The sequence below is a fragment of the Kluyvera sp. genome, assembly GCF_047971185.1.
In the GTDB taxonomy this organism is placed as follows: Bacteria; Pseudomonadota; Gammaproteobacteria; order Enterobacterales; family Enterobacteriaceae; genus Kluyvera.
Genome location: NZ_JBKDZH010000038.1, coordinates 20,288 through 42,982 on the forward strand (window position 1 = coordinate 20,288; position 22,695 = coordinate 42,982).

Here is a 22,695-nt window from a genome sequence, read left to right on the forward strand (position 1 = left end):
TGATCGGTTATTTCTGTGGTAAACTCTTTACGTTTTTTCGTAAGCCCATGTTGAGGTCTCCTCTGAACGCACCGGCACAGCTCTCTTTGCCACTTTATCTTCCCGATGACGAAACCTTTGCGAGTTTCTTCCCGGGCGATAACCCTTCTTTACTTGCTGCACTGCAAAACGTGCTGCGGCAGGAACATAGCGGATACATCTATATCTGGGCGCGTGAAGGCGCCGGGCGCAGCCATCTGCTGCACGCGGCCTGTGCTGAGCTCTCCCAGCGCGGCGACGCGGTTGGCTATGTGCCGCTGGATAAGCGCACCTGGTTTGTGCCGGAGGTGCTGGAAGGGATGGAGCAGCTCTCGCTGGTCTGCATTGATAATATCGAGTGCGTGGCGGGCGACGAACCGTGGGAAATGGCGATCTTTAACCTCTACAACCGCATTCTCGAATCCGGCAATACGCGCCTGCTGATCACCGGCGATCGCCCGCCGCGCCAGCTGAATCTTGGCCTGCCGGATCTCGCCTCGCGCCTTGACTGGGGGCAAATCTACAAGCTCCAGCCGCTCTCTGATGAAGACAAATTACAGGCATTGCAGCTGCGCGCCCGACTGCGCGGTTTTGAGATGCCGGACGATGTCTGCCGCTTTATGCTCAAGCGTCTGGATCGTGAAATGCGTACTTTGTTCCAGACGCTGGATCAGCTCGATCACGCCTCCATCACCGCCCAGCGCAAGCTGACCATTCCGTTTGTTAAAGAGATCCTCAAGCTCTAGTTTCAGGCTTCCTGCGCCCCGTAGGGGCAAAGCTGAAAAGCGCACATCATCTGGCGCGGGCAGCGCCGGAGCTCTGGCAGCGTATTGCCGGGGCAAAGCGTGCGCTCTGTGAAATAGTCCCACAGTGAGCGACTATAGGGAAAGGCGTGCAGCACCTGAATCTTCCTGACTTTCCCGTTCACCACCATGCCAAACGGCGTGTTGTTCATCACTGAACCCTGACGTAAAAAATAGTCGCCTTTACACCACAGAATCAACCGCAGGTTTTTGGCGCTGATGGCCATACTGTACATCGTCCCGGTCTCGGGGCAGACAATGAATTTCTGAATATCCCAGTTCATTTTCGCACCTTATCGTCAGGTTTTTCCGTTGTGTTAACGCAGAATTACCGATGCAGATAAGGCTGTCACTCCCGTTTAAATAGTTTTTAAAAACAGTGATTTATAAACAAAAACTGAACGTTAGTGACAAACATTATCAGCGGTAGGCGCTACGTCTGGGTGGCTCAGAGAGAAGGCTGATGATTAAGCGGCGCTTATCGAAAGGGAAATACCCGGCGTCGCGATGCTCGGCCGGGAGGGGGTTAGCGAGTGAGGGACAGATCGTTAAGCAGGTGCTGCATCAGCAGTGGAATGGGCCTGCCGGACGCCACGCTTTTGCCGCCTTCGCGCCACAGTGCCGTACCGCTGACGTCAAGGTGCGCCCACGGAATATCCGCCGGGCAGAAGTGGTGCAGCAGCCAGGCGGCGGAGGCGCTGATCGCCGCGTTATTGGTCGGCGTATTGCACAGATCGGCAATCGCGCTCTCGGTTTGCTTTATCAGCCGCGCATCCAGCGGCAGCGACCAGACTTCATCGCCGCTCTGTTCCCCGGCGGCGGTTAAGCCTGAACGCAGCGCGTTATCCTGCGTCATCAGCCCGCTCAGCTCATAGCCCAGCGCTTTCACCACCGCACCGGTCAGGGTGGCTAAATCGATGATATAGCGCGTTTGCGCATGGCGCTGACTGGCCCAGGCAATGGCGTCGGAAAGCACCAGCCGGCCTTCGGCGTCGGTGTTGTTGATCTCCACCGTCATACCGTTACAGGCGCGCGCCACGCTGCCCGGCTGCATCGCGTCGGGGCCGATCGCGTTTTCCGCCAGCGCCAGTACGCCCATCACCCGTACCGGCAGCGCCAGCTCGGCGATACTTAGCATCAGCCCCAGGACGTTGGCCGCGCCGCACATGTCGTACTTCATGGTGTACATACCCGCGCCTTCTTTCAGCCACAGGCCGCCGGTATCAAAGGTGACGCCTTTACCCACATAGCTGCGCACCGGGCCCTGGCTGGCCCCTTCATAGTGAATAGCCAGCAGGCGCGGTGGGCGGCTGGCGCCTTTGCCTACCGCGTGCAGCAGGCCAAGGCCTTGATCAACAATCTCTTGCTCATCCAGCACTTCGCAGCGCAGGGTAGGGAAGGCCGCGCACAGGCGCTGAGCTTCTTCCACCACAAACTGCGGCGAGCACTGTTCGGCGGGAATATCCGCCAGCCGGCGGGCGGCAATCATGCCGTTGGTGATGGCCTGCTGCTGGCTGAACAGGGTTTCCAGCCGCGCCAGTTCAGAGGCCGGGCAGTAGGCATGAACGTGCGTCAGGCGCACGTCGCTCTGCGCGGTGCTCTTTAAGCCGAGGTCCGTCAACCGGTGCGCCTGGTTAAACAGAAAACGCAGGGTTTTAGCCAGCACCGTATCGTGAATGTGCGTGCAGTCCAGCAGCACTTCCCGGCACACCGGCGCGGCAAACAGCGGGCGCAGGAAGGTGAGCAGCGCGTCGGTCAGGCTATCCTGCCAGGCGCTTTGCGGCACCAGCGTGATACGGGCGAACGGCCCGCAGCCAAAGCAGGTGTCCGCCAGTTGCCCCTGGGCCGCGCGCGCCGCCATCTCGGCGATCAGCGGGTTGTTGCGCAGCGCCTCTTGCTGGAGCAGGGGGCTGTCGGGCCAGGTGATGAGATGGCTCTGTTCCTGCTCGCGGGACAGCGCCGTGACTAAGCGGTAGTGAATCATCGTTTACTCCTCGATGGGGGCGCGGATACGGTCGGCATAAGCCTGCATCCAGGCGTCGTCCACCGGCTGATAATGGGTTTTCTCTTTCACGCGCTCGGCGCGGAACACCGTCAGCGGCTGCGTGGCGGTTGCTACCACGAAAGAGAAGGTTTTGATGTTGGTTGCCGCGCCGAACTCGCCCTTGCGGTTCATGCAGACCACGGAGAGATCCCCCGCGCGGCCAAAGCGCGACATCAGCTTGTCTTCCAGTTCGTACACCACCGAATCCGCCGCCTGCTGCGGGGTCATGCCCTGTTCCATGCGGCGAACGATCTCATAGCTGGTGCAGCCTTTCATCAGGTCTTCACCGACGCCGGTGGCGGTAGCCGCGCCGATTTGGCTGTCGCAGTAGAAGCCGGAGCCGATAATCGGCGAGTCGCCAATCCGCCCGCGCTTTTTCATAAACAGGCCGCTGGTGGAGGTGGCGACGCTCATCGAACCCTGCATATCGAGGGCGATAACGCCAACGGTATCGTGACCGTCGTAGGGGCTTAGCCCTTTATCCAGCGTTTCGCGGCAGCGTTTACGGTAGTGCTGCATCGCCCGTTCGGTGAGCATCTTTTTCTCGGCAAAGCCCTGGCTCAACGCCCATTCGCGCGCGCCCTGGCCGACCAGCAGCGAGTTATAGCGCTGGCGGCCCAGCGCCTGCGCCACTTTCACCGGGTTGGCGATGTCGATCAGATTGCCGACCGCGCCAAAAGCCAGGGTATCGCCGTCCATCCAGGCGGCGTCCAGCTCAACCTCGCCGTTTTCGGTCGGCAGACCGCCGTAGCCGACCGATTTATAGAACGGAAAATCTTCCACCGCGACCACCGCATCCACCACGGACGTTGTTGCCGCGCTGCCGGCCGCCAGCGCGGAAGCCGACTCGCCTACCCCTTCCAGCGCCATACGCCAGGTTGCAATAATTCCCCACATCCTCTGTTACTCCTGTTTTGCTAGCGTGCTGGATCCCTCAACGGCACTGATTTCCGCATTGCGGTACTGCTTATCGACGATGCGCATGAACGGCAGGTACAGCATCGCGCCGATCAGCAGGTTAATGATTTGCATCACGCTGCCGGAAATGTGCCCGGTCACGATAAAGCCGCTGATGACCGGCGGCAGCGTCCACGGGATAAACACCCCGGTAGTGACCGCGACCGCCCCGATTTTCATCGCCAGATACTGGATGGTGACCAGCACCAGCGGAACCAGGTTGAACGGGATCAGCATGATCGGGTTCATGATGACCGGCAGGCCAAACAGCACCGGTTCGTTGATGTTAAAGATGGAGGCGCCCGCGCCCAGCCGCGCCACTTCGCGCATATTTTTACTGCGGGCGAAAATCAGCATCGCGATGACCAGCGACAGCGTGGCCCCTGCGCCACCCATCCAGATCATGTCGAAGAACTGCTCGGTAATAATGTGCGGCGGCGTGACGCCCGCCTGAATGGCGGCGATGTTGTCGGTCTGGTTTTCCATCCACAGCGGGCGGATGATGCCGTTGACCATTGAACCGGAGTTGATCCCAACGGACCAAAGAATGGTGATGCTGAACACCGTCATCAGCGCGCCGAAGTAAGAGGTGCCGAAGTGGCGCACCGGGGTCGCGACGACGTCATAAATAAACTGGTGAATAGTGTTGTAGTGGGTGTTCTCAAAACCAATACGAATCGCCAGCACCAGAATCATCACCACCAGCGCGGGGATCAGTGCGGCGAAGGATTCCTGCACCGCCGGCGGCACGCCTTCCGGCATTTTAATGACCAGCTTTTTGCGCTTCAGCCAGCAGAACAGCTCGGTCCACAGCAGCGAACCAATCATGGCGACGAACAGACCTTTGGTGCCGATCCACTCTACCGGCATGACGGTAATGCCGCCGTTTTCGGCGACCTTAATAAACGGCGTCAGGATCAGGAAGCAGACCAGCGCCAGAATGCCGCTGGAAATTTTGTCATCGCCGTAGTGCTCGGCCAGGCGGTAGGCGACAAGGAAGCTGATAAACAGCGACATGGTGGAGAAGACCGCGTTAAACGGAATCTCGATAATAGCGCTCCAGCTGGCGCCGAAGGTGCTGGACATAAACTGCTGATAGCCCTGATTCGGGAACGATGAGATCACCAGCAGGATGGAGCCGACGATAATAAACGGCATAAAGGAAACATACGCGCCGCGGATGGCGCCGAGATGACGTTGCTGTGCGGTTTTCGCCGCAATCGGCATCAATTTCTCTTCTAAAAATCCCAGAACATTGTTCATTGTGAACTCCGTATAAGATTAACGGACATTGTGTGTGTTATGTAATAGAAAACGACGAAGGGGATTATCGGAGAAAGGCGGGTGCGGAAAGGTGAAACGGGTCACAATGCATCCACTTAATCTATATAAATCTCATATGATTAGTTATTTATTTCTTAAGGAATAGCATGGAAATTAAGCTGCACGCTAACGCCACCACCACGCCACGTATCCGCAAATATCTGCAGAAGTCGGATAAAAGTGACCGTGAACTGGCGCTGGAACTGGGTATTTCCGTGACTACGGTGCGGCGCTGGCGCAATCGCGAGCAGACTGCCGATCGCAGCACCACGCCAGGCGTCGTACACAAAGCAATGAGACAAGAACAGGTTGTGCTGATTAATGCGCTGCGCGAAATCCTCCGCGCGCCGCTGGACGACCTGCTGTTTATGGTGGTGGAAGGGCTGGGCATTTCTCTGTCCCGAGCCACGCTTAGCCGCTATCTGACGCCGTCGTACCCGAAAAATGGCGAGATGAGTGCGCAAGGCAAGAAGGCGCTGAAGGCGGGCCTCCGGCCGCAAACGCTGACCTTACATTACCGTTTGTTGTCGCTGCATATGGATGATGACGGTGACCATCACCTGCTGTGGGCGCAGGAGCCGGTGAGCGGCTGGTGCGCGGCGCGTATCTATTCGGGAATGTCGTCACCGCTGGTCATCCACTGGCTGGATGAGGTACTGGCACAGTTTCCGGGTGCTATCCAATCTGTTGAGATTAAAAGTGACGAAGGGCTAAGCGAAGCGCATTTTGCCGCGCTACGTGAGCATCTGGCGGAGAGGGGGATTGACGCTAGTGCCACCTCAGCCGGAGAAAAGCGCCAGGCGGTCGCGGTGACCGTACCGCTGGCAGAGATTATTCCGGCGGCGCGGTTCTGTACGCCGGATGAACTGGCGCTCAGGCTGTGTGGGCTATTTAACGGCGGGAAGGCGCAGAAAAAGCTGGGGAATCTGACGCCGCAGGCTTTTCTGGAAGCGCTGCGGCCTTAAGGAGAATTAGCGAACGATCTCCAGCACCTGCTCCGGCGGGCGGCCAATGCGCGCCTGGCCGTTGTTCACGACGATAGGGCGTTCGATCAGCTTCGGGTTCTCGACCATCGCCTGAATCAGCGCCTCTTCGCTGAGCTGCGCATCGGCGAGATTCAGCGATTTATAGAGATCTTCTTTCTGGCGCATCAGCTCACGGGCGCTACCCAGGCCGAGCATCTTAATCAACTTGCCCAGCGTCGCGGCATCCGGCGGCGTCTCAAGGTAGAGCACCACGTCAGGGTCGATGCCGTTATCTTTCAGCAGGGCTAATGTCTCGCGGCTCTTTGAGCAGCGCGGGTTGTGATAAATGGTGACCGAATCCGTCATCGTCTCTCCTGTTACATTTTCTGATAAGGGCGGAAGCGTTCCTGCAGCTGGCGCAGCTGGTCGATACGCGCATCGTAGCGGGCCTGCTGCAGGCTGCGCAGCTTCACCTGCGCGCTGGCGGCGCTCAGCAGGGAAATCGCCTGGTCGAGCCTGCCGACCAGCGCCATATTTTCGGCGCGCGCGGCCAGCTCCTGATCGCGGTTACCCAGTTTGGCTTCCGCCTGGGCCAGCAGATCCCAGCCGTTGGTGTCGTCTTTATAGTTGAAGGTGTAGCGGTTCAGGATGGTGGCCGCTTCGCCGGCCTGGCCTCCTTCCAGCAGGGCGTTAGCCAGGTTGAGCTGGAGCACCGGGTTGGTACGCAGCTCGCGGGCGTTTTTCAGCCGGTTAATCGCCTCGCTGGTTTTGTTCTGACCCAGGTCGATGTCGGTTGCCAGGTCAAGGAACCAGGCATTCTGCGGGTCGGCGCTCAGCAGCGGCTGGAGCAGCTTGCTGGCTTCGGCGAAGTTTTTCGCCTCCATCGCCAGCAGCGCTCGACCGTACTGGGCGGCGTGCTGCTCGCGCACGTTGCCTTTCGACCAGCTGTCGAGCAGATCGCTGCCGAGCTGGTTTTGCCCGTTGTTGTACATGCCCAGGGTACGCGCTTTGGCAAAGTAGAAGTCGGCGGAGGACTGTACCACCACCGGGCGCATCTGGTTGGCGCGGTTACGCGCATCGGACAGGCGGCTTTCCGGCAAGGGGTGGGTCAGCAGCATTTCCGGCGGACGAGAAGAGTAGCGCGACTGGTCGAGCAGCTTTTCCATAAACGCGGGCATCGCCTGCGGATCGAAGCCCGCGCGCTGGAGCACCTGAATGCCGATACGGTCCGCTTCTTCTTCATTCTGGCGGGTAAAGCTGATCATCCCTTGCTGCGTTCCCGCCAGCGTGCCGCTGAGCGCGGCCATCCCCGCCTGCGGGCTGGCCATTGCCAGCAGAATGGAGCCGAGCGCCCCGACCCACGTCAGCGGGGCGTTACGTTTCTGATCTTCCATCGCGCGCGCCAGGTGGCGCTGGGTAACGTGAGAAATTTCGTGCGCCATCACCGAAGCCAGCTGGCTTTCGGTATCTGAATAGCGGAACAGCGCCGAGTGCAGCACCACGTTGCCGCCGAAGAAGGCGAAGGCGTTGATGTCGTCGTTATTAATCAGATAAAAATGGAACGGGGTGCGCACGGAAAAGGCGTGCGAGACCAGCCGCATACCCAGCGAGTTAATGTACTGGACCAGCAGCGGATCGTTAATCAGGGGCGCGCTTCCGCGCAGTTGTCGAACATAGTAATCCCCCATCTGCATCTCCTGGCCGATGGAGAGCGTGCTTCCTGCGGATGTACCCATATCCGGCAGATTATCCGTTGCGTCCGCGAACGCGGGGGCAATCTGGCCGAAAGCGAGTGTCGCAATAAGGGATGCCAACAGCGTTTTTTTCAACTGCCTGAACATAACCTCTGTCCTGTAATGTGGGATGTGCCTGTTTTGACCAACAGCATAACGTTACGTTCCATTATGGGCTGCGTTGGCAGTGTATCATCACGAGATTACGGGCTAAAAATAAAAAGCGCAGTCTTTTTTGTGACACTTAGATACAATTCATGTTCTGTATGAACGCGATAGGCTTCAGGGAATAGATTTATGCTCGAGATGTTGACGCAATGGTATCGCCGCCGATTCAGTGACCCGGAGGCCATCGCGCTGCTGGTCATTCTGGTGGTGGGTTTTTGCATTCTGTTTTTCTTCAGCGGCCTGCTGGCGCCGCTGCTGGTAGCGCTGGTGCTGGCGTACCTGCTGGAATGGCCGACGGTGCGCCTGGAGCGTCTGGGCTGGTCGCGTACCTGGGCGACCAGCGTGGTGCTGGTGCTGTTTGTCGGCATTCTGCTGCTGATGTCGTTCGTGGTGATGCCGATTGCCTGGCAGCAGGGGATATACCTCATTCGCGATATGCCAGGCATGCTCAACAAACTCTCCGATTTTGCCGCCACGCTGCCGCGCCGCTATCCGGCGCTGATGGATGCCGGCATTATTGATGCTATGGCGGAGAATATGCGCACCCGTATGCTCACCATGGGCGATTCGGTGGTGAAGTATTCGGTCGCTTCTCTCGTCGGGCTGCTGACGCTGGCGGTCTACCTGGTGCTGGTGCCGCTGATGGTCTTCTTCCTGGTCAAAGATAAAGAGCAGATGCTCAACGCCGTGCGCCGCGTGCTGCCGCGCAACCGCGGGCTGGCCGGGCAGGTATGGAAAGAGATGAATCAGCAGATCACCAACTATATCCGCGGCAAGGTGCTGGAGATGATCGTCGTCGGCGTCGCCACCTGGCTCGGCTTCCTGCTTTTTGGCCTCAACTACTCGCTGCTGCTGGCGGTGCTGGTGGGCGTGTCGGTGCTGATTCCGTATATCGGCGCCTTCGTGGTGACCATTCCGGTGGTCTGCGTGGCGCTGTTCCAGTTTGGGCTTGGCACCGAATTCTGGAGCCTGTTTGCGGTCTACCTGATTATTCAGGGGCTGGATGGCAACCTGCTGGTGCCGGTGCTGTTCTCAGAGGCGGTGAACCTGCATCCGCTGGTGATCATCCTGTCGGTGGTGATTTTCGGCGGCCTGTGGGGGTTCTGGGGCGTGTTCTTCGCCATTCCGCTGGCGACGTTGATTAAAGCGGTGGTCCACGCCTGGCCGGATGGGCTGGTGGTGGAAGAAGAGACGTCAGATTAACCTGCCGTCAGGGGAGCGCTATGCTTCCCGGCGTCGCTGCGCTCGGCCGGGCTATATAAGGGATAACCCGGCCGATGAGTGCTACGCGTTGGCCTTCAGCCAGCCGATCACCACGTCATGGTGGTTGCTGGTTTTGAAGTCATCAAACACATGTTCAACTTTACCGTCGGCGTCAATCAGGAAGCTGATGCGGTGAATGCCGTCATAGGTTTTCCCCATGAAGGTTTTTTCACCCCAGATGCCGAACTGCTCGCAGACCTGGTGATTTTCATCGGAGAGCAGCGTGAAGTTCAGCAGCTCTTTTTCCGAGAAGCGGGAGAGCTTTTCCGGTTTATCGGTGCTGATACCCAGAACCTCAACGCCAGCTTTTTTTAGCTCGTCCATATTGTCGCGAAGGCCGCATGCCTGCACGGTGCAGCCAGGGGTCATCGCTTTCGGGTAAAAATAGACCAGAACACGTTGTCCCTGGAAGTCGGTCAAATTTACTTGCTCGCCGTCTTGATCGGGCAAACTAAATTTCGGTGCGATATCACCGGCTTTCAGTGGGTTCATTACTCAGCTCCATCCTGTTCGTCATGCTGTGAATAATTAATCACGTTTATACTGCCTTGCGCTTTCAATTCTGTACATAGGGCTTTGAACGCTTGCTCAATATTTGATGCATTTTGCGTAGCCGGGCTGTGGGCGGAAATCTGAATAAACAGCTGCGCCGCGCTCTCGTCGGTGCCCGGCTGGGTCCGCGATACCAGCTCGGCGATGTTCATCTCCCAGCTGTCGAACAGGGCGGTAAAGCGCTCGATAATATGCGGTGAATCAGGGACTTCCACCTGTACCCACACGGTGGCCGGCATTGCCGGACGCGGGCTGGCGGTGGTCCGTTTCATGACGATCAGCAGGTCCAGCTCCGCACCTTTCAGCGGCAGGGTGGACTCGATCAGCGTAATCGCATTCCAGGTTCCGGACAGCAGCATAATAAAAGTGAATTCATCCCCCAGCATGGCCAACCGACTGTCTTCGATATTACAGCCGCAGCTGCTCACATGACGAGTAATCGTATTGACGATGCCGGAGCGATCCGCGCCCAGGGCTGTAATGACCAGATAGTGTTGTAATGAGGCTGTCAAACCTGTTCTTCCTTTAAAAAGGTGCGGTATACCCTAGGAAAGCATAAAAAAAACCGGCATACAACATTCTGAAGGGCCTCAGTCTCTTGCTTTTATTACAGTACCAAACGTACCATTGAGTTTCATGTCCGCACGTCAGCACAGAGGATGGCCCATGTTCACGGGAAGTATTGTAGCGCTTGTCACGCCGATGGATGAAAAAGGTAATGTCGACCGTTCAAGCCTGAAAAAACTGATTGATTACCATGTCGCCAACGGAACCTCGGCGATTGTGTCGGTAGGGACTACCGGCGAGTCAGCGACGCTTAGCCACGAAGAGCATGGCGATGTGGTCTTAACCACCCTGGAACTGGCCGATGGCCGCATTCCGGTTATCGCAGGAACGGGGGCAAATGCAACCGCAGAGGCGATCAGCCTGACCCAGCGTTTCAACGACAGCGGCGTCGTCGGCTGCCTGACCGTGACCCCGTACTACAACCGTCCGACCCAGGAAGGTTTGTTCCAGCACTTTAAAGCGATTGCCGAGCATACTGACCTGCCACAAATCCTGTATAATGTGCCGTCCCGCACCGGTTGCGATATGCTGCCGGAAACCGTAGGTCGCCTGGCGAAAATTAAAAATATTATCGCGATTAAGGAAGCTACGGGGAACTTAAGCCGCGTTCATCAGATCAAAGAGCTGGTTTCAGACGATTTCATCCTGCTTAGCGGCGATGATGCAACCGGTCTGGACTTCATGCAGCTCGGCGGCCACGGCGTCATTTCGGTGACGGCGAACGTTGCGGCGCGTGATATGGCGGAAATGTGCAAACTGTCCGCTGCAGGAGAGTTCGCGCAGGCGCGCATCATCAACCAGCGTTTGATGCCGCTGCACAATAAATTATTTGTCGAACCCAATCCGATCCCAGTGAAATGGGCGTGTAAGGAATTGGGGCTTGTGGCGACCGACACCATGCGCTTGCCGATGACACCGATCACCGACCACGGTCGTGACGTGGTGGCATCCGCACTCAAGCATGCCGGTTTGCTGTAAAGTTTAGGGAGATTTGATGGCTTACTCAGTACAGAAGTCGCGCCTGGCCAAGGTTGCGGGTGTATCGCTGGTATTACTGCTTGCGGCCTGTAGTTCCGACTCGCGCTATAAGCGCCAGGTGAGCGGCGATGAGTCCTATCTGGACGCCACGCCGTTAGGTGAACTTCACGCCCCAGCGGGCATGATCCTGCCGCTGGAAAATGGCGACTACAACATTCCGGTCGCCAACGGCAGCGGTGCCGTCGGTAAAGCGCTGGACATCCGTCCGCCGGCTCAGCCGCTGGCGCTGGTCGCCGGCGCGCGTACCCAGTTTACCGGTGATACCGCCACGCTGCTGGTGGAAAATAGCCGTAGCGGCTCCCTGTGGCCGCAGGTGGTTAGCATTGTGCAGGCGAAAAACTACACCATCACCAAACGTGATGATGCGAGCCAAACGCTGACGACGGACTGGGTCGAGTGGAATCGCCTTGATGAAGACCAGCAGTATCGCGGTCGCTATCAAATCTCCGTGCAGCCTCAGGGCTATCAGCAGGCGGTGATGGTGAAGCTGGTTAACCTGGAGCAGGCGGGCAAGCCGGTTGCCGATCGCGCGTCTTTACAGCGCTACAGCGCCGAAATGCTGAACGTGATTTCTGCCGGTCTGGATAAGAACGCCAGCGACGCACAGGCTTCTCGCGGTTCTGCGGGCGCAACCTATGACGTGCAGAGCGCTTCTGATGACACCGGTCTGCCGATGCTGGTGGTGCGTGCGCCGTTCAACCAGGTCTGGCAGCGTCTGCCGGGCGCGCTGGAAAAAGCGGGCATGAAAGTGACCGACAGCACCCGTTCTCAGGGCAGCATCGCCGTGACCTACAAGCCGCTGTCTGATAGCGGCTGGCAGGACCTCGGCGCCAGCGACCCGGGTCTGGTCTCCGGTGACTACAAGCTTCAGGTCGGCGACCTGGACAACCGTAGTAGCCTGCAGTTCATCGATCCGAAAGGCCACACGCTGACGCAGTCGCAGAATGACGCCCTGGTCGCCGTATTCCAGGCCGCATTAAGCAAGTAATTTATCAGGGCTGGAGCAATCCGGCCCTTTTTTCTGTATAGTGACGCAAACGTGTGCGTCGACAGAAAAGCACAAATATTTATGGTTAATCATCACTGGAGTGACAAAGATGCAAAAGCTAGCTGAGTTGTATCGTGGTAAAGCGAAAACCGTATACAGCACCGAAAATCCGGATCTGTTGGTACTCGAATTCCGTAACGATACGTCAGCAGGGGACGGCGCCCGCATTGAACAGTTCGATCGTAAAGGCATGGTGAACAACAAGTTCAACCATTTCATTATGAGCAAGCTGGCGGAAGCGGGTATCCCGACCCAGATGGAAGCGCTGTTGTCCGATACCGAATGTCTGGTGAAAAAGCTGGATATGGTGCCGGTGGAGTGCGTTGTGCGTAACCGCGCCGCGGGGTCGCTGGTGAAGCGTTTAGGGATTGAAGAAGGCATCGAGCTGAACCCGCCGCTGTTCGACCTGTTCCTGAAAAACGATGCGATGCACGACCCGATGGTCAACGAATCCTACTGCGAAACCTTCGGCTGGGTGAGCAAAGAGAACCTGGCGCGCATGCAGGAGCTGACCTTCAAAGCGAATGACGTGCTGAAGAAACTGTTCGACGACGCGGGCCTGATCCTCGTCGACTTCAAGCTGGAGTTCGGTCTGTTCAAAGGCGAAGTGGTGCTGGGCGATGAATTCTCGCCGGACGGCAGCCGTCTGTGGGATAAAAACACCCTGGATAAAATGGACAAAGACCGTTTCCGCCAGAGCCTGGGCGGCCTGATCGAAGCTTACGAAGAAGTGGCGCGCCGTCTGGGCGTGAAGCTGGACTAAGTTTGTACTTCCCCGGCGTCGCGTAGCTCGGCCAAGCAACGCGACGCCGGGATCTGCCACTCATTACATTTCCAGTGGTAATCCCGCCTTTAACCGCCTACGATCGTATGAGTAATTAAAAATAAGAATCGAGGTAGTTATGCGTTGGCAAGGCCGTCGTGAAAGCGACAATGTTGAAGACCGCCGGAATAATTCCCAGTCGCCACTCTCCGGGCGCGGCCCGGGTTTCCGCATTCCCAGCGGCAAGGGCGGTATTATTCTGCTGATTGTGGTGCTGGTCGCCGGGTACTACGGCGTTGACCTCACCGGCCTGATGACCGGCGAACCAATCGGTCAGAGCCAGCAAAGCAGTCAGCGCGTCAGCAATCCTAATGAGGATGAAGCGGCAAAGTTCACCTCGGTTATCCTCGCCACCACGGAAGACACCTGGTCTCAGCAGTTTAAAGAGATGGGCAAAACCTATCAGCCGCCGCGGCTGGTGATGTACCGCGGCGCGACCCGCACCGGCTGCGGTACCGGGCAGTCGGTGATGGGGCCGTTCTACTGCCCGGCCGATAGTACGGTATATATCGACCTCTCTTTCTACGACGACATGAAAAGCAAACTCGGCGCGGGCGGTGATTTCGCTCAGGGCTACGTGATTGCGCATGAAGTCGGCCACCACATCCAGAAACTGCTCGGCATCGAGCCAAAAGTGCGCCAGATGCAGCAGGGCGCGTCGCAGGCTGAGGTGAACCGCCTGTCAGTACGCATGGAGCTTCAGGCCGACTGTTTTGCCGGCGTCTGGGGCCATAACATGCAGAAGCAGGGCATTCTGGAAGCGGGCGACCTGGAAGAGGCGCTCAACGCCGCTGAAGCCATTGGTGACGATCGTTTACAGCAGCAAAGTCAGGGGCGGGTGGTGCCGGACAGCTTCACTCACGGCACGTCACAGCAGCGCTATACCTGGCTGAAACGCGGCTTCGATAGCGGCGACCCGGCTCAGTGCAACACCTTCAGTCAATCACGCTAACCGGATGTTGAAGGTCATGGATGAGCTGCTCGCGCAGGCCGCGCGAATGGCACAGGAGGGCATCCGCCGCCTGCTGGTGGTGAGCGGCGAGCCTGACTGGAGCCATGAGCAGGCGATGGCGTTTCGTCGCGCCGTCGGCCACGACGTGCTGTGGGTTGGGCCGCAGGCAGCCGATGAACCTTATTGTCAGCCAGCAAAACTGGCTACGCTGCTGGGGCGCGAGTTCCAGCATGCTATCTTTGACGCCCGCACCGGTTTTGACGTGTCGGCGTTCGCCGCGCTGGCCGGTACGCTACGCGCCGGTAGCTGGCTGCTGCTGCTGGTGCCGGAGCTCTCGCGCTGGCCCACTCAGGCCGATGCCGATTCGCTACGCTGGAGCGATGCTCCGGAACCTATCGCCACGCCCCATTTTGTCCACCATTTTTGCCGTACCTTAGCCGCTCACCCGCAGGCCCTAATCTGGCGTCAGGGGCAGCCGCTGACGCCGCTCCATGACTCGCCGCGCCCGCGGTGGCAGCGCGCCAACGGCCAGCCCGACAACGAGCAGCAGGCCATTTTGACGGCGCTGGCACACGCTACCGTGCAGGTCTGCGTGGTGACGGCGGAGCGCGGTCGCGGCAAATCGGCGCTGGCCGGGATGCACATTCAACACATTTCCGGTACGGCGCTGGTTACCGCGCCTTCCCGCGCCTCGGCGGAGGTGATTGCCGCCTTTGCCGGTGACCGCTTTCATTTTATCGCCCCGGATGCGCTGCTGGCCTCTGATGCCAGCGCTGACTGGCTGGTGGTTGATGAGGCGGCCGCCATTCCCGCACCGCTGCTGCAAAAGCTGATGGCCCGATTCCCTCGGGTGCTGCTGACCACCACGGTCCAGGGCTATGAAGGCACCGGGCGCGGCTTTTTGCTGAAATTCTGCGCCGCGTTTCCGCATCGGCAGACGTTTACCCTCAGTCAACCGATTCGCTGGGCCGCCGGATGCCCGCTGGAAGCGCTGGTGAACGAGGCGCTGATTTTCGACGATGATGCTTTTACCACGCCGCCGCAGGGCGATTTGACGCTGCATGCTGTGCCACAGTCGGCCTGGCAAACGGCGCCAGAGCTGCCGCGCGCGCTCTATCAGCTGCTTTCCGGCGCGCATTACCGCACCTCGCCGCTGGATCTGCGACGCATGATGGATGCGCCGGGGCAGCATTTTCTCAGTGCTCAGGGCAATAACGGCCCGGCTGGCGCATTGTGGCTGGTGGACGAAGGTGGGCTTTCGCCGGCACTCAGTCGGGCGGTATGGGCTGGTTTTCGTCGCCCGCGCGGCAATCTGGTGGCGCAGTCGCTGGCCGCTCACGGCGGTAGTCCGCTGGCGGCGACGCTCGCCGGACGGCGCATCAGCCGCATCGCGGTACATCCGCTGCGCCAACGGGAAGGGCTCGGCCAGCGGATGGTTGCCCAGGCGTGGGAGGAGGCTCAGGGCTGTGATTATCTGTCGGTGAGCTTTGGCTACACCGATGCGCTCTGGCGCTTCTGGCAGCGCTGCGGCTTTACGCTGGTGCGTATTGGCACCCAGCGCGAAGCCAGCAGCGGCTGCTATGCGGCAATGGCGCTGCGCCCGCTGACGGCGGCGGGGGAGGCGTTGATGCAGCATGAGCACCAGCGTTTGTGTCGCGAATGGCGCTGGCTGCGCCAGTGGGTGGATGAAAAAGTACCGCTCCCTGACGTTGCTGAGGCTATCCTTACTGAAGATGACTGGTGGGATCTGGCCGGGTTTGCTTTTGCCCATCGCCCGCTGCTGGCGGTGCTGGCGAATCTGCATCGGTTGAGCGCGTTGAGCGAGCTGCCGCTACCCGCGCTGCGCGGGCGGCTGGGCGGTGAGAGTGAGGCGCAGCTTTGCGCGCGGCTGGGCGTGCAGGGGCGTAAAGCGCTGCTGGCGCAGTTACGGGCAGAAGCGGCGCAGGCGATGCGCAGCGTTGACGCCGAACGCACAAACCGGCTGGCGGAACAGCTCCCGCAACTGCAATTTTTTTAACTGACTCATTCAGTTAAATGGCATGGTCATTATTCTGGTGCGGCGTAAACTGACCGTCAAAACCAAGGAGACAGCCATGACACACGATCATTTTGTTGTTCAAAGCCCCGCGAAGCCCGCTCAACAGCTGCTGCTGTTGTTTCATGGCGTGGGCGATAATCCGGTGGCGATGGGGCAGATCGGTAGCTGGTTTGCGCCGCTGTTCCCGGACGCATTGATTGTCAGCATCGGCGGCGCCGAGCCGTGCGGCCCCGCGCCGGGGCGGCAGTGGTTTTCGGTGCAGGGCGTGACCGAAGAGAACCGCCAGGCGCGCGTTGATGCCATTATGCCGACCTTTATCGAAACGGTACGCTACTGGCAAAAACAGAGCGGCGTCGGCCCACAGGCCACCGCGCTGATCGGCTTCTCGCAGGGGGCGATTATGTCGCTCGAAGGCATCAAAGCCGAGCCGGACCTGGCATCACGGGTGATTGCGTTTAACGGCCGTTACGCCACGCTGCCGCAGCATGCGGACACCACGACCACGATCCACCTGATCCACGGTGGAGAAGACCGGGTTATCGATTTGGCCTGGGCGGTGCGAGGTCAGGAAGCGGTGCTGGCGGCGGGCGGCGATGTCACGCTGGATATCGTGGAGGATCTGGGGCATGCGATTGACGATCGCAGCATGCAGTTTGCGCTCGATCACCTACGCTATACCGTGCCGAAGCACTATTTTGACGAGGCGTTAAGCGGCAGCACGCCGAAAGACGACGATATTATTGAGATGCTTTAAGCGTTGAATTCCCGGCGTCACTGCGTTCGGCCGGGCTACCGTTCTGAGTAGCCCGGCCGAGCAACGCGACGCCGGGATAGCACTGTCCAGATTTACTTCTTCGGCTGGTCTTTCTTCGGCCAGTCGTCGTCATCGTCCCACTTATCGTTAAAGTCGCGATGCGGCGGCAGCTCGGGTTTATCGGCGAGGAATTTTTTATGGTCAACGCGGTTAAGATCCTTAATCACGTTGATAATCACCCCTACCAGGAACACCAGTACCAGAATCCACCAGTATTTTGACAGCCAATCCATGCGCATTACCTCTTAAAGTTGTGCCGTCAGGCGACAAGTTGTTCCATGATGCGCTGGTACATGCGTGCCAGCATCTGTAGGTCTGCGGCGTTCACGCATTCGTTAATCTTATGAATGGTGGCGTTCACCGGCCCCAGCTCAACAACCTGCGCGCCCATCTGGGCGATAAAGCGACCATCTGACGTCCCGCCGGTGGTCAGCAGCTGCGGTTCTATTTCATTATAGTGCGCGATAGCGTTCACCACCGCATCAACCAGCTTACCGCGCGCGGTGAGGAACGGCTGACCGGAGATCCACCAGTCTACGCTGTAGCGCAGCTGATGTTTTTCCAGCAGCGCAATCACCCGCTCTTTGATCATCGCGTCGGTCAGTTCGGTGCTGAAGCGGAAGTTGAACTGTACGAACAGATCGCCGGGGATCACGTTGTTGCTGCCGGTACCGGCCTGAATATTCGCAATCTGCATACTGGTGGGCGGGAAGAATTCGTTGCCCTGATCCCACTCGATAGCCACCAGTTCGTTGATCCACGGCGCGGCGCGGTGAACCGGGTTGTCGGCAAGGTGTGGATAGGCCACGTGTCCCTGCACGCCGTGAATGGTCAGGTTGCAGGTCATGGAACCGCGGCGGCCGTTTTTGACCACGTCGCCAACCACTTCGGTGCTGGACGGTTCGCCCACCAGGCAGTAGTCCAGGCGCTCGTTACGCGCCATCAGCGCTTCGACCACCTTCACGGTGCCGTGGGTGGCGCTGGCCTCTTCATCGGAGGTGATCAGGAACGCCAGGCGGCCCTGATGATTCGGGTGCTGCGCGACAAAACGCTCTGCGGCGACGACCATCGCGGCCAGCGAGCCTTTCATGTCAGCCGCGCCGCGGCCAAATAACATGCCGTCGCGAATGGTGGGTTCAAACGGCGGGTTAATCCAGCGATCGGCATCGCCTGCGGGCACCACGTCGGTATGGCCGGCAAACGCCAGGGTTTCCCCTTTGCCGCGCCACGCCCAGAAATTCTGGGTATCGCCGAAATCCATCGGCTCAACGGTAAAACCGATAGCGCGCAGACGTTCAATCATTAATGCCTGACAGCCCGCGTCATCGGGGCTAAGAGACGGGCGGCGAATAAGCTGCTGAGCCAGCTCAATGACTGGGCAAGACATAAACTAGACCTCGTTATTTTTCGTTATCTGCAAAAATCAAAACAGGGCGACGGCATCAGGAGCGCGTCTGCGCAAGCCACTGACCGTAACTGGCATCGCTAAAACCCAGCAGCATAGGCTGTGCGGGCGCGCAGAGCAATGGGCGTTTAATGATTGCCGGCATTTCGAGCATTAGCGCGGCGGCGGCATCGGCATTGTCGATGCGCATGCGCACGCTTTCATCCAGCTTGCGCCAGGTGGTGCCGCGCGTATTCAGCAACGCCTCCCAGCCCAGTTCAGCAATAAAGGACGCCAGCAGTTCCGGCGGCAGGCCGTCGACGCGATAATCATGAAAGCGATATTCAACCTGATGGTCGTCGAGCCAACGACGGGCTTTTTTAATCGTGTCGCAGTTTTTTATTCCATAGAGGATGGTCATGTTCCACCTTTATATCAGCAGGTTTTAGGGGCCTCGAATATACACGGAATTGCCGTGGCTGCCTGTTTTAATTTCACCAGCATAAACGGGCTGAAATTCATACAGTTTATCACGCTACCTACGACGAAAGTCGCAGTTTATTGACTTTGTTGTAGGGTAAATTCTTATCATATGATTCACATTCTGGTAACCATTTCAAAATGTTGCTGTTGGTCACATTAAATGTCAACGTTCCAGCCCATAGTGGCCTTAAGCAGTAAACAAACGTTGGCAGCGGCAATCAAAGTAATCGGATTTACCGTATTCACAGGTCATATATTTGTACGTAAAATACGCATAATAATAAGAGAGGTAGTTATGATCGAACGTGAACTGGGGAACTGGAAAGATTTTATCGAAGTGATGCTTCGTAAATAATTTTCAGCGATGTGAGTTATAAAGCGCTGTGTTCTTTCAATAACCATGATGGTGTTGTTTGCAGTACAGAGTGAGTGCTCAACATAAAGATAAAAAGGCGACAGTGACTGTCGCCTTTTCTGTTTTTACTCGGGCTTCTCTTTGAGCGGGAAGCGCCGACGCACCAGCACAAAGAACAGCGGCACGAAGTAGATAGCCAGGAACGTTGCCGAAATCATCCCGCCAACCACGCCGGTACCTACCGCGTGCTGGCCGCCGGAGCCCGCGCCGGTGGTGAGCGCCATCGGCAGCACCCCGAAGATAAACGCCAGCGAGGTCATCAGGATGGGGCGCAGGCGCTGGCGGCAGGCTTCCAGCGTTGCCGCCATCAGGTCTTCGCCTTTCTCATTCATTTCGTTAGCAAACTCGACGATCAGAATGGCGTTTTTCGCCGATAGCCCGATGACCGTCAGCAGCCCCACCTGGAAGTACACGTCGTTCTCCAGCCCGCGCATCCAGGTGGCCAGCAGCGCGCCGATCACCCCCAGCGGCACCACCAGCATGACCGAGAACGGCACCGACCAGCTTTCATACAGCGCCGCCAGGCACAGGAACACCACCAGCAGGGAAATGGCGTACAGCGCCGGGGCCTGCGCGCCGGAGAGCCGTTCCTGGTAGGACATCGCCGTCCACTCCAGGCCAAAACCAGTCGGCAACTGCTGGACCAGATTCTGCATCACGTCCATCGCGGTACCGGTGCTGACGCCCGGCGCGGCCTCGCCGATGATCTCCACCGCCGAGTAGCCGTTGTAGCGCTCCAGACGCGGCGAGCCGGTTTCCCAGCGCGAAGTGGCGAAGGCGGAGAACGGCACCATCTGGCCGCTATTGTTGCGAACGTACCACTGGTTAATGTCGTCCGGCAGCATGCGGTACTTCGCGGCGGCCTGCACGTACACTTTCTTAACGCGGCCGCGATCCATAAAGTCGTTGACGTAGCTTGAGCCCCACGCGGTTTGCAGCGTGTCGTTGATATCGTCGATAGAGACGCCCAGCGCCTGCGCTTTGCGCTGGTCGATATCAATCTGTAGCTGCGGGCTGTCATCCAGGCCATTGTGACGCACGCGGGTAAGCTGTGGACTCTGGCCCGCCAGCTCCAGCAGCTTGTCGCGCGCGGCCATCAGGGCATCGTGCCCCGCGCCGCCGTGATCCTGCAGTTCCATATCAAAACCGGCAGAGCTGCCCAGGCCGCTGATGGCCGGTGGGCTGCTGGCGTAGACGCGCGCCTCTTTAATCTTGTTCAGCGCTTTGGTTGCGCGCTCGATAATGGCAAACGAGGTGCCGGTGGTGCTGTCGCGATCATCCCAGTCTTTCAGGCGCACAAACATGCGCGCCACGTTCTGCCCGTTCCCCCCCGGCCCGGAACCGATGGTGGCAAAGATCGAGGTGATATTGTCCTTCTCGTTTTTGAAGAAGTAGTCTTCGACCTGCTCGACCACCTTCAGCGTCTGCTGCTGAGTGGAGCCGCTCGGAAGCTGGACCGACGTGGTGAACATGCCGCGATCCTCCAGCGGCAGGAAGGAAGAGGGCAGACGCAGGAACAGGAACACCATACCGCCCAGCAGCACAACGTAAATCAGCATCCAGCGCACGCTGCGGTGGAGGATTTTCGCCACGCCGGACTCATAGCGCCGCGCGCTAGCATCAAATTTGCGGTTGAACCAGCCAAAAAAGCCTTTGCTCCCGTGAACTTCCCCTTTATGAATCGGTTTGAGGATGGTGGCGCACAGCGCGGGCGTCAGAATCATCGCTACCAGCACCGACAGCACCATGGCTGAAACGATGGTGATCGAGAACTGGCGATAGATAGCCCCGGTGGTGCCGCCAAAGAAGGCCATCGGGATAAACACCGCCGACAGCACCATGGCGATACCGACCAGCGCGCCCTGAATCTGGCCCATCGATTTACGCGTCGCCTGCCTTGGCGTCAGCCCCTCGGTGCTCATAATGCGCTCGACGTTCTCAACCACCACGATGGCGTCATCCACCAATAGCCCGATCGCCAGCACCATCGCGAACATCGTCAGGGTATTAATACTGTATCCGCAGGCGTAAAGCACCGAGAAGGTGCCCATCAGCACCACCGGCACGGCGATGGTTGGAATCAGCGTGGCGCGGAAGTTTTGCAGGAACAGGTACATCACCAGGAACACCAGCAGGATGGCTTCCAGCAGCGTTTTCACCACGTCCTTGATGGACGCTTTAACGAACGAGGTGGTTTCGTAGGCGACTTTATACTCCAGCCCATGCGGGAAATAGGCTTTCAGTTCATCCAGACGCTGCAGCACGCGCTCGGCGGTCGCCATTTCGTTGGCCCCGGAGGCCAGCTTGATGCCGAGGCCCGAGGCCGGGTTGCGGTTATAGCGGCTGAGATAGTCGTACTTTTCCGCCCCCATTTCGACGGTGGCGACGTCGCCTAATTTAACCTCTGAACCGTCCTGGTTGACGCGCAGGGTAATGTCGCGGAACTGCTGCGGCGTTTGCAGCAGCGACTGGGCGTTAATGGTGGCGTTCAGCGCCTGATTATCGACCGACGGCGTCCCGCCCAACTGCCCGACGGCAATCTGCGCGTTCTGCGATTTAATCGCGCTGGTCACGTCGGAAGCGGTCATCTGATAGCTGTTAAGTTTGGTCGGATTCAACCAGATGCGCATTGAATACTGGGAACCGTAGGCGTCAATGTCGCCAACGCCGTCCACGCGGCTGAGCGGGTCCTGAATGTTACTGGCGACATAGTCGGAAATATCTTGCTTATCCATGCTGCCATCGGTGGAGACAAACGCGATGGTCAGGATGTTGGTATCACCGGTTTTACGTACCGTGACGCCCTGAGTCTGGACCGCCTGCGGCAGTTTGTTCATCGCCGTTTGCAGCTGGTTTTGCACCTGCTGTACCGCTTCGTCCGGGTCGGTACCGGCCACGAAGCTCAGCGTGATGGAAGCCTGGCCGGTGGCGCTACTTTGAGAGGACATGTACATCAGGTTATCGATGCCGGTCATGTTTTGTTCGATAACCTGGGTGACGGTGTTTTCCAGCGTTTGCGCGGACGCGCCCGGATAGTTGGCGGTGACGCGGACGTTTGGCGGCGCGAGGTCAGGATATTGCTCAACCGGTAATGAAATTATCGCCAGGGCCCCGGTAAGGCACAAAAGGATTGCTAGCACCCAGGCAAAAATGGGGCGATCGATGAAGAAATTCGCCATCAGGATCCGAACCTCGTGTTGGTCATTTTTTTTACGTACTGAATTGCGTCAAACACTGTAGCCGTAAGGCTCCCGGCAATCGTGGAGAAAATAAGAAGATAATGTAAATAATCATACCGCTTCGCCGA

General features: G+C 58.4%; 22 protein-coding genes. 10 read left to right on the forward strand and 12 right to left on the reverse strand.

Going from position 1 to position 22,695, the window contains the following annotated elements; genetic code table 11:
• The first annotated feature begins 62 nt into the window (after positions 1–62).
• Positions 63–764: a DnaA inactivator Hda gene (locus ACK5JN_RS10940; protein WP_074398749.1), complete on the forward strand. Its 702-nt coding sequence runs from the start codon at positions 63–65 to the stop codon at positions 762–764.
• Between the two features lie 2 nt (positions 765–766).
• On the opposite strand, the gene ACK5JN_RS10945 is transcribed toward ACK5JN_RS10940, so the two are convergent.
• The 4 genes from ACK5JN_RS10945 to celB all read right to left on the reverse strand — a co-directional run bounded on the left by ACK5JN_RS10945 (position 767) and on the right by celB (position 5,085).
• Positions 767–1,105: an anti-adapter protein iraM gene (locus ACK5JN_RS10945; protein ID WP_416870204.1), complete on the reverse strand. Its 339-nt coding sequence runs from the start codon at positions 1,103–1,105 to the stop codon at positions 767–769.
• Between the two features lie 242 nt (positions 1,106–1,347).
• The gene (locus ACK5JN_RS10950; protein WP_416870205.1) at positions 1,348–2,805 is read right to left on the reverse strand and encodes a leucyl aminopeptidase family protein; all 1,458 of its coding nucleotides are present in this window, start codon (positions 2,803–2,805) and stop codon (positions 1,348–1,350) included.
• Between the two features lie 3 nt (positions 2,806–2,808).
• Positions 2,809–3,762 carry a N(4)-(beta-N-acetylglucosaminyl)-L-asparaginase gene (locus tag ACK5JN_RS10955; RefSeq protein WP_416870206.1) on the reverse strand — a complete coding sequence of 318 codons (954 nt, stop codon included), beginning with the start codon at positions 3,760–3,762 and terminating at the stop codon, positions 2,809–2,811.
• Between the two features lie 6 nt (positions 3,763–3,768).
• Positions 3,769–5,085, reverse strand: a complete 1,317-nt coding sequence (celB, locus tag ACK5JN_RS10960; protein WP_416870207.1) for a PTS cellobiose transporter subunit IIC — start codon at positions 5,083–5,085, stop codon at positions 3,769–3,771.
• Between the two features lie 167 nt (positions 5,086–5,252).
• On the opposite strand from celB, the gene ACK5JN_RS10965 reads away from it, so the two are divergent.
• Complete coding sequence (locus ACK5JN_RS10965) at positions 5,253–6,110, forward strand: XRE family transcriptional regulator (protein ID WP_416870208.1); 858 nt, start codon at positions 5,253–5,255, stop codon at positions 6,108–6,110.
• A 6-nt stretch (positions 6,111–6,116) separates the two neighbouring features.
• Here ACK5JN_RS10965 and arsC read toward each other — a convergent pair whose 3' ends face one another.
• Both arsC and bepA read right to left on the reverse strand, forming a co-directional pair.
• On the reverse strand, positions 6,117–6,476 hold the full coding sequence (gene arsC / locus ACK5JN_RS10970; protein WP_416870209.1) for an arsenate reductase (glutaredoxin): 360 nt from the start codon (positions 6,474–6,476) through the stop codon (positions 6,117–6,119).
• 11 nt (positions 6,477–6,487) lie between these two features.
• Positions 6,488–7,951 (reverse strand): beta-barrel assembly-enhancing protease, encoded by a 1,464-nt coding sequence (gene bepA / locus ACK5JN_RS10975; RefSeq protein WP_416870210.1) that lies wholly within the window; start codon positions 7,949–7,951, stop codon positions 6,488–6,490.
• Positions 7,952–8,140: 189 nt separating this feature from the next.
• On the opposite strand from bepA, the gene ACK5JN_RS10980 reads away from it, so the two are divergent.
• Positions 8,141–9,214, forward strand: a complete 1,074-nt coding sequence (locus ACK5JN_RS10980) for an AI-2E family transporter (RefSeq protein WP_416870211.1) — start codon at positions 8,141–8,143, stop codon at positions 9,212–9,214.
• Between the two features lie 81 nt (positions 9,215–9,295).
• Here the strand turns inward: ACK5JN_RS10980 and bcp are convergent, their stop codons facing one another.
• Positions 9,296–9,766 (reverse strand): thioredoxin-dependent thiol peroxidase, encoded by a 471-nt coding sequence (gene bcp, locus ACK5JN_RS10985; RefSeq protein WP_416870212.1) that lies wholly within the window; start codon positions 9,764–9,766, stop codon positions 9,296–9,298.
• Positions 9,766–10,338 carry a glycine cleavage system transcriptional repressor gene (locus ACK5JN_RS10990; protein ID WP_416870213.1) on the reverse strand — a complete coding sequence of 191 codons (573 nt, stop codon included), beginning with the start codon at positions 10,336–10,338 and terminating at the stop codon, positions 9,766–9,768. The genes bcp and ACK5JN_RS10990 overlap by 1 nt, the downstream gene beginning before the upstream one ends.
• Before the next feature lie 154 nt (positions 10,339–10,492).
• On the opposite strand from ACK5JN_RS10990, the gene dapA reads away from it, so the two are divergent.
• From dapA to ypfH, 6 genes are all read left to right on the forward strand, one after another.
• Positions 10,493–11,371 (forward strand): 4-hydroxy-tetrahydrodipicolinate synthase, encoded by an 879-nt coding sequence (dapA, locus tag ACK5JN_RS10995; protein WP_064543635.1) that lies wholly within the window; start codon positions 10,493–10,495, stop codon positions 11,369–11,371.
• 16 nt (positions 11,372–11,387) lie between these two features.
• Complete coding sequence (gene bamC, locus ACK5JN_RS11000) at positions 11,388–12,419, forward strand: outer membrane protein assembly factor BamC (protein ID WP_416870214.1); 1,032 nt, start codon at positions 11,388–11,390, stop codon at positions 12,417–12,419.
• Between the two features lie 109 nt (positions 12,420–12,528).
• Positions 12,529–13,242 (forward strand): phosphoribosylaminoimidazolesuccinocarboxamide synthase, encoded by a 714-nt coding sequence (gene purC / locus ACK5JN_RS11005; protein ID WP_416870215.1) that lies wholly within the window; start codon positions 12,529–12,531, stop codon positions 13,240–13,242.
• A 139-nt stretch (positions 13,243–13,381) separates the two neighbouring features.
• Entirely contained in the window at positions 13,382–14,254 is an 873-nt protein-coding gene (locus ACK5JN_RS11010) for a neutral zinc metallopeptidase (protein WP_416870216.1), read from the forward strand.
• Between the two features lie 16 nt (positions 14,255–14,270).
• Entirely contained in the window at positions 14,271–16,271 is a 2,001-nt protein-coding gene (locus tag ACK5JN_RS11015) for a tRNA(Met) cytidine acetyltransferase TmcA (protein WP_416870217.1), read from the forward strand.
• 76 nt (positions 16,272–16,347) lie between these two features.
• Positions 16,348–17,046: an esterase gene (gene ypfH, locus ACK5JN_RS11020; protein WP_416870218.1), complete on the forward strand. Its 699-nt coding sequence runs from the start codon at positions 16,348–16,350 to the stop codon at positions 17,044–17,046.
• Positions 17,047–17,138: 92 nt separating this feature from the next.
• On the opposite strand, the gene ACK5JN_RS11025 is transcribed toward ypfH, so the two are convergent.
• From ACK5JN_RS11025 to ACK5JN_RS11035, 3 genes are read right to left on the reverse strand one after another with little or no spacing between them, the layout of a single operon-like run.
• Positions 17,139–17,339 carry a YpfN family protein gene (locus ACK5JN_RS11025; RefSeq protein WP_333496781.1) on the reverse strand — a complete coding sequence of 67 codons (201 nt, stop codon included), beginning with the start codon at positions 17,337–17,339 and terminating at the stop codon, positions 17,139–17,141.
• A gap of 26 nt (positions 17,340–17,365) precedes the next feature.
• Positions 17,366–18,493 (reverse strand): succinyl-diaminopimelate desuccinylase, encoded by a 1,128-nt coding sequence (gene dapE / locus ACK5JN_RS11030; protein WP_416870219.1) that lies wholly within the window; start codon positions 18,491–18,493, stop codon positions 17,366–17,368.
• A 55-nt stretch (positions 18,494–18,548) separates the two neighbouring features.
• On the reverse strand, positions 18,549–18,911 hold the full coding sequence (locus ACK5JN_RS11035) for an ArsC family reductase (protein WP_416870220.1): 363 nt from the start codon (positions 18,909–18,911) through the stop codon (positions 18,549–18,551).
• 357 nt (positions 18,912–19,268) lie between these two features.
• Here ACK5JN_RS11035 and ypfM point away from each other — a divergent pair, with 357 nt between their 5' ends.
• Positions 19,269–19,328, forward strand: a complete 60-nt coding sequence (ypfM, locus tag ACK5JN_RS11040) for a protein YpfM (RefSeq protein WP_001386977.1) — start codon at positions 19,269–19,271, stop codon at positions 19,326–19,328.
• Between the two features lie 125 nt (positions 19,329–19,453).
• Here ypfM and acrD read toward each other — a convergent pair whose 3' ends face one another.
• On the reverse strand, positions 19,454–22,567 hold the full coding sequence (acrD, locus tag ACK5JN_RS11045) for a multidrug efflux RND transporter permease AcrD (protein ID WP_416870221.1): 3,114 nt from the start codon (positions 22,565–22,567) through the stop codon (positions 19,454–19,456).
• Between the last annotated feature and the right edge of the window lie 128 nt (positions 22,568–22,695).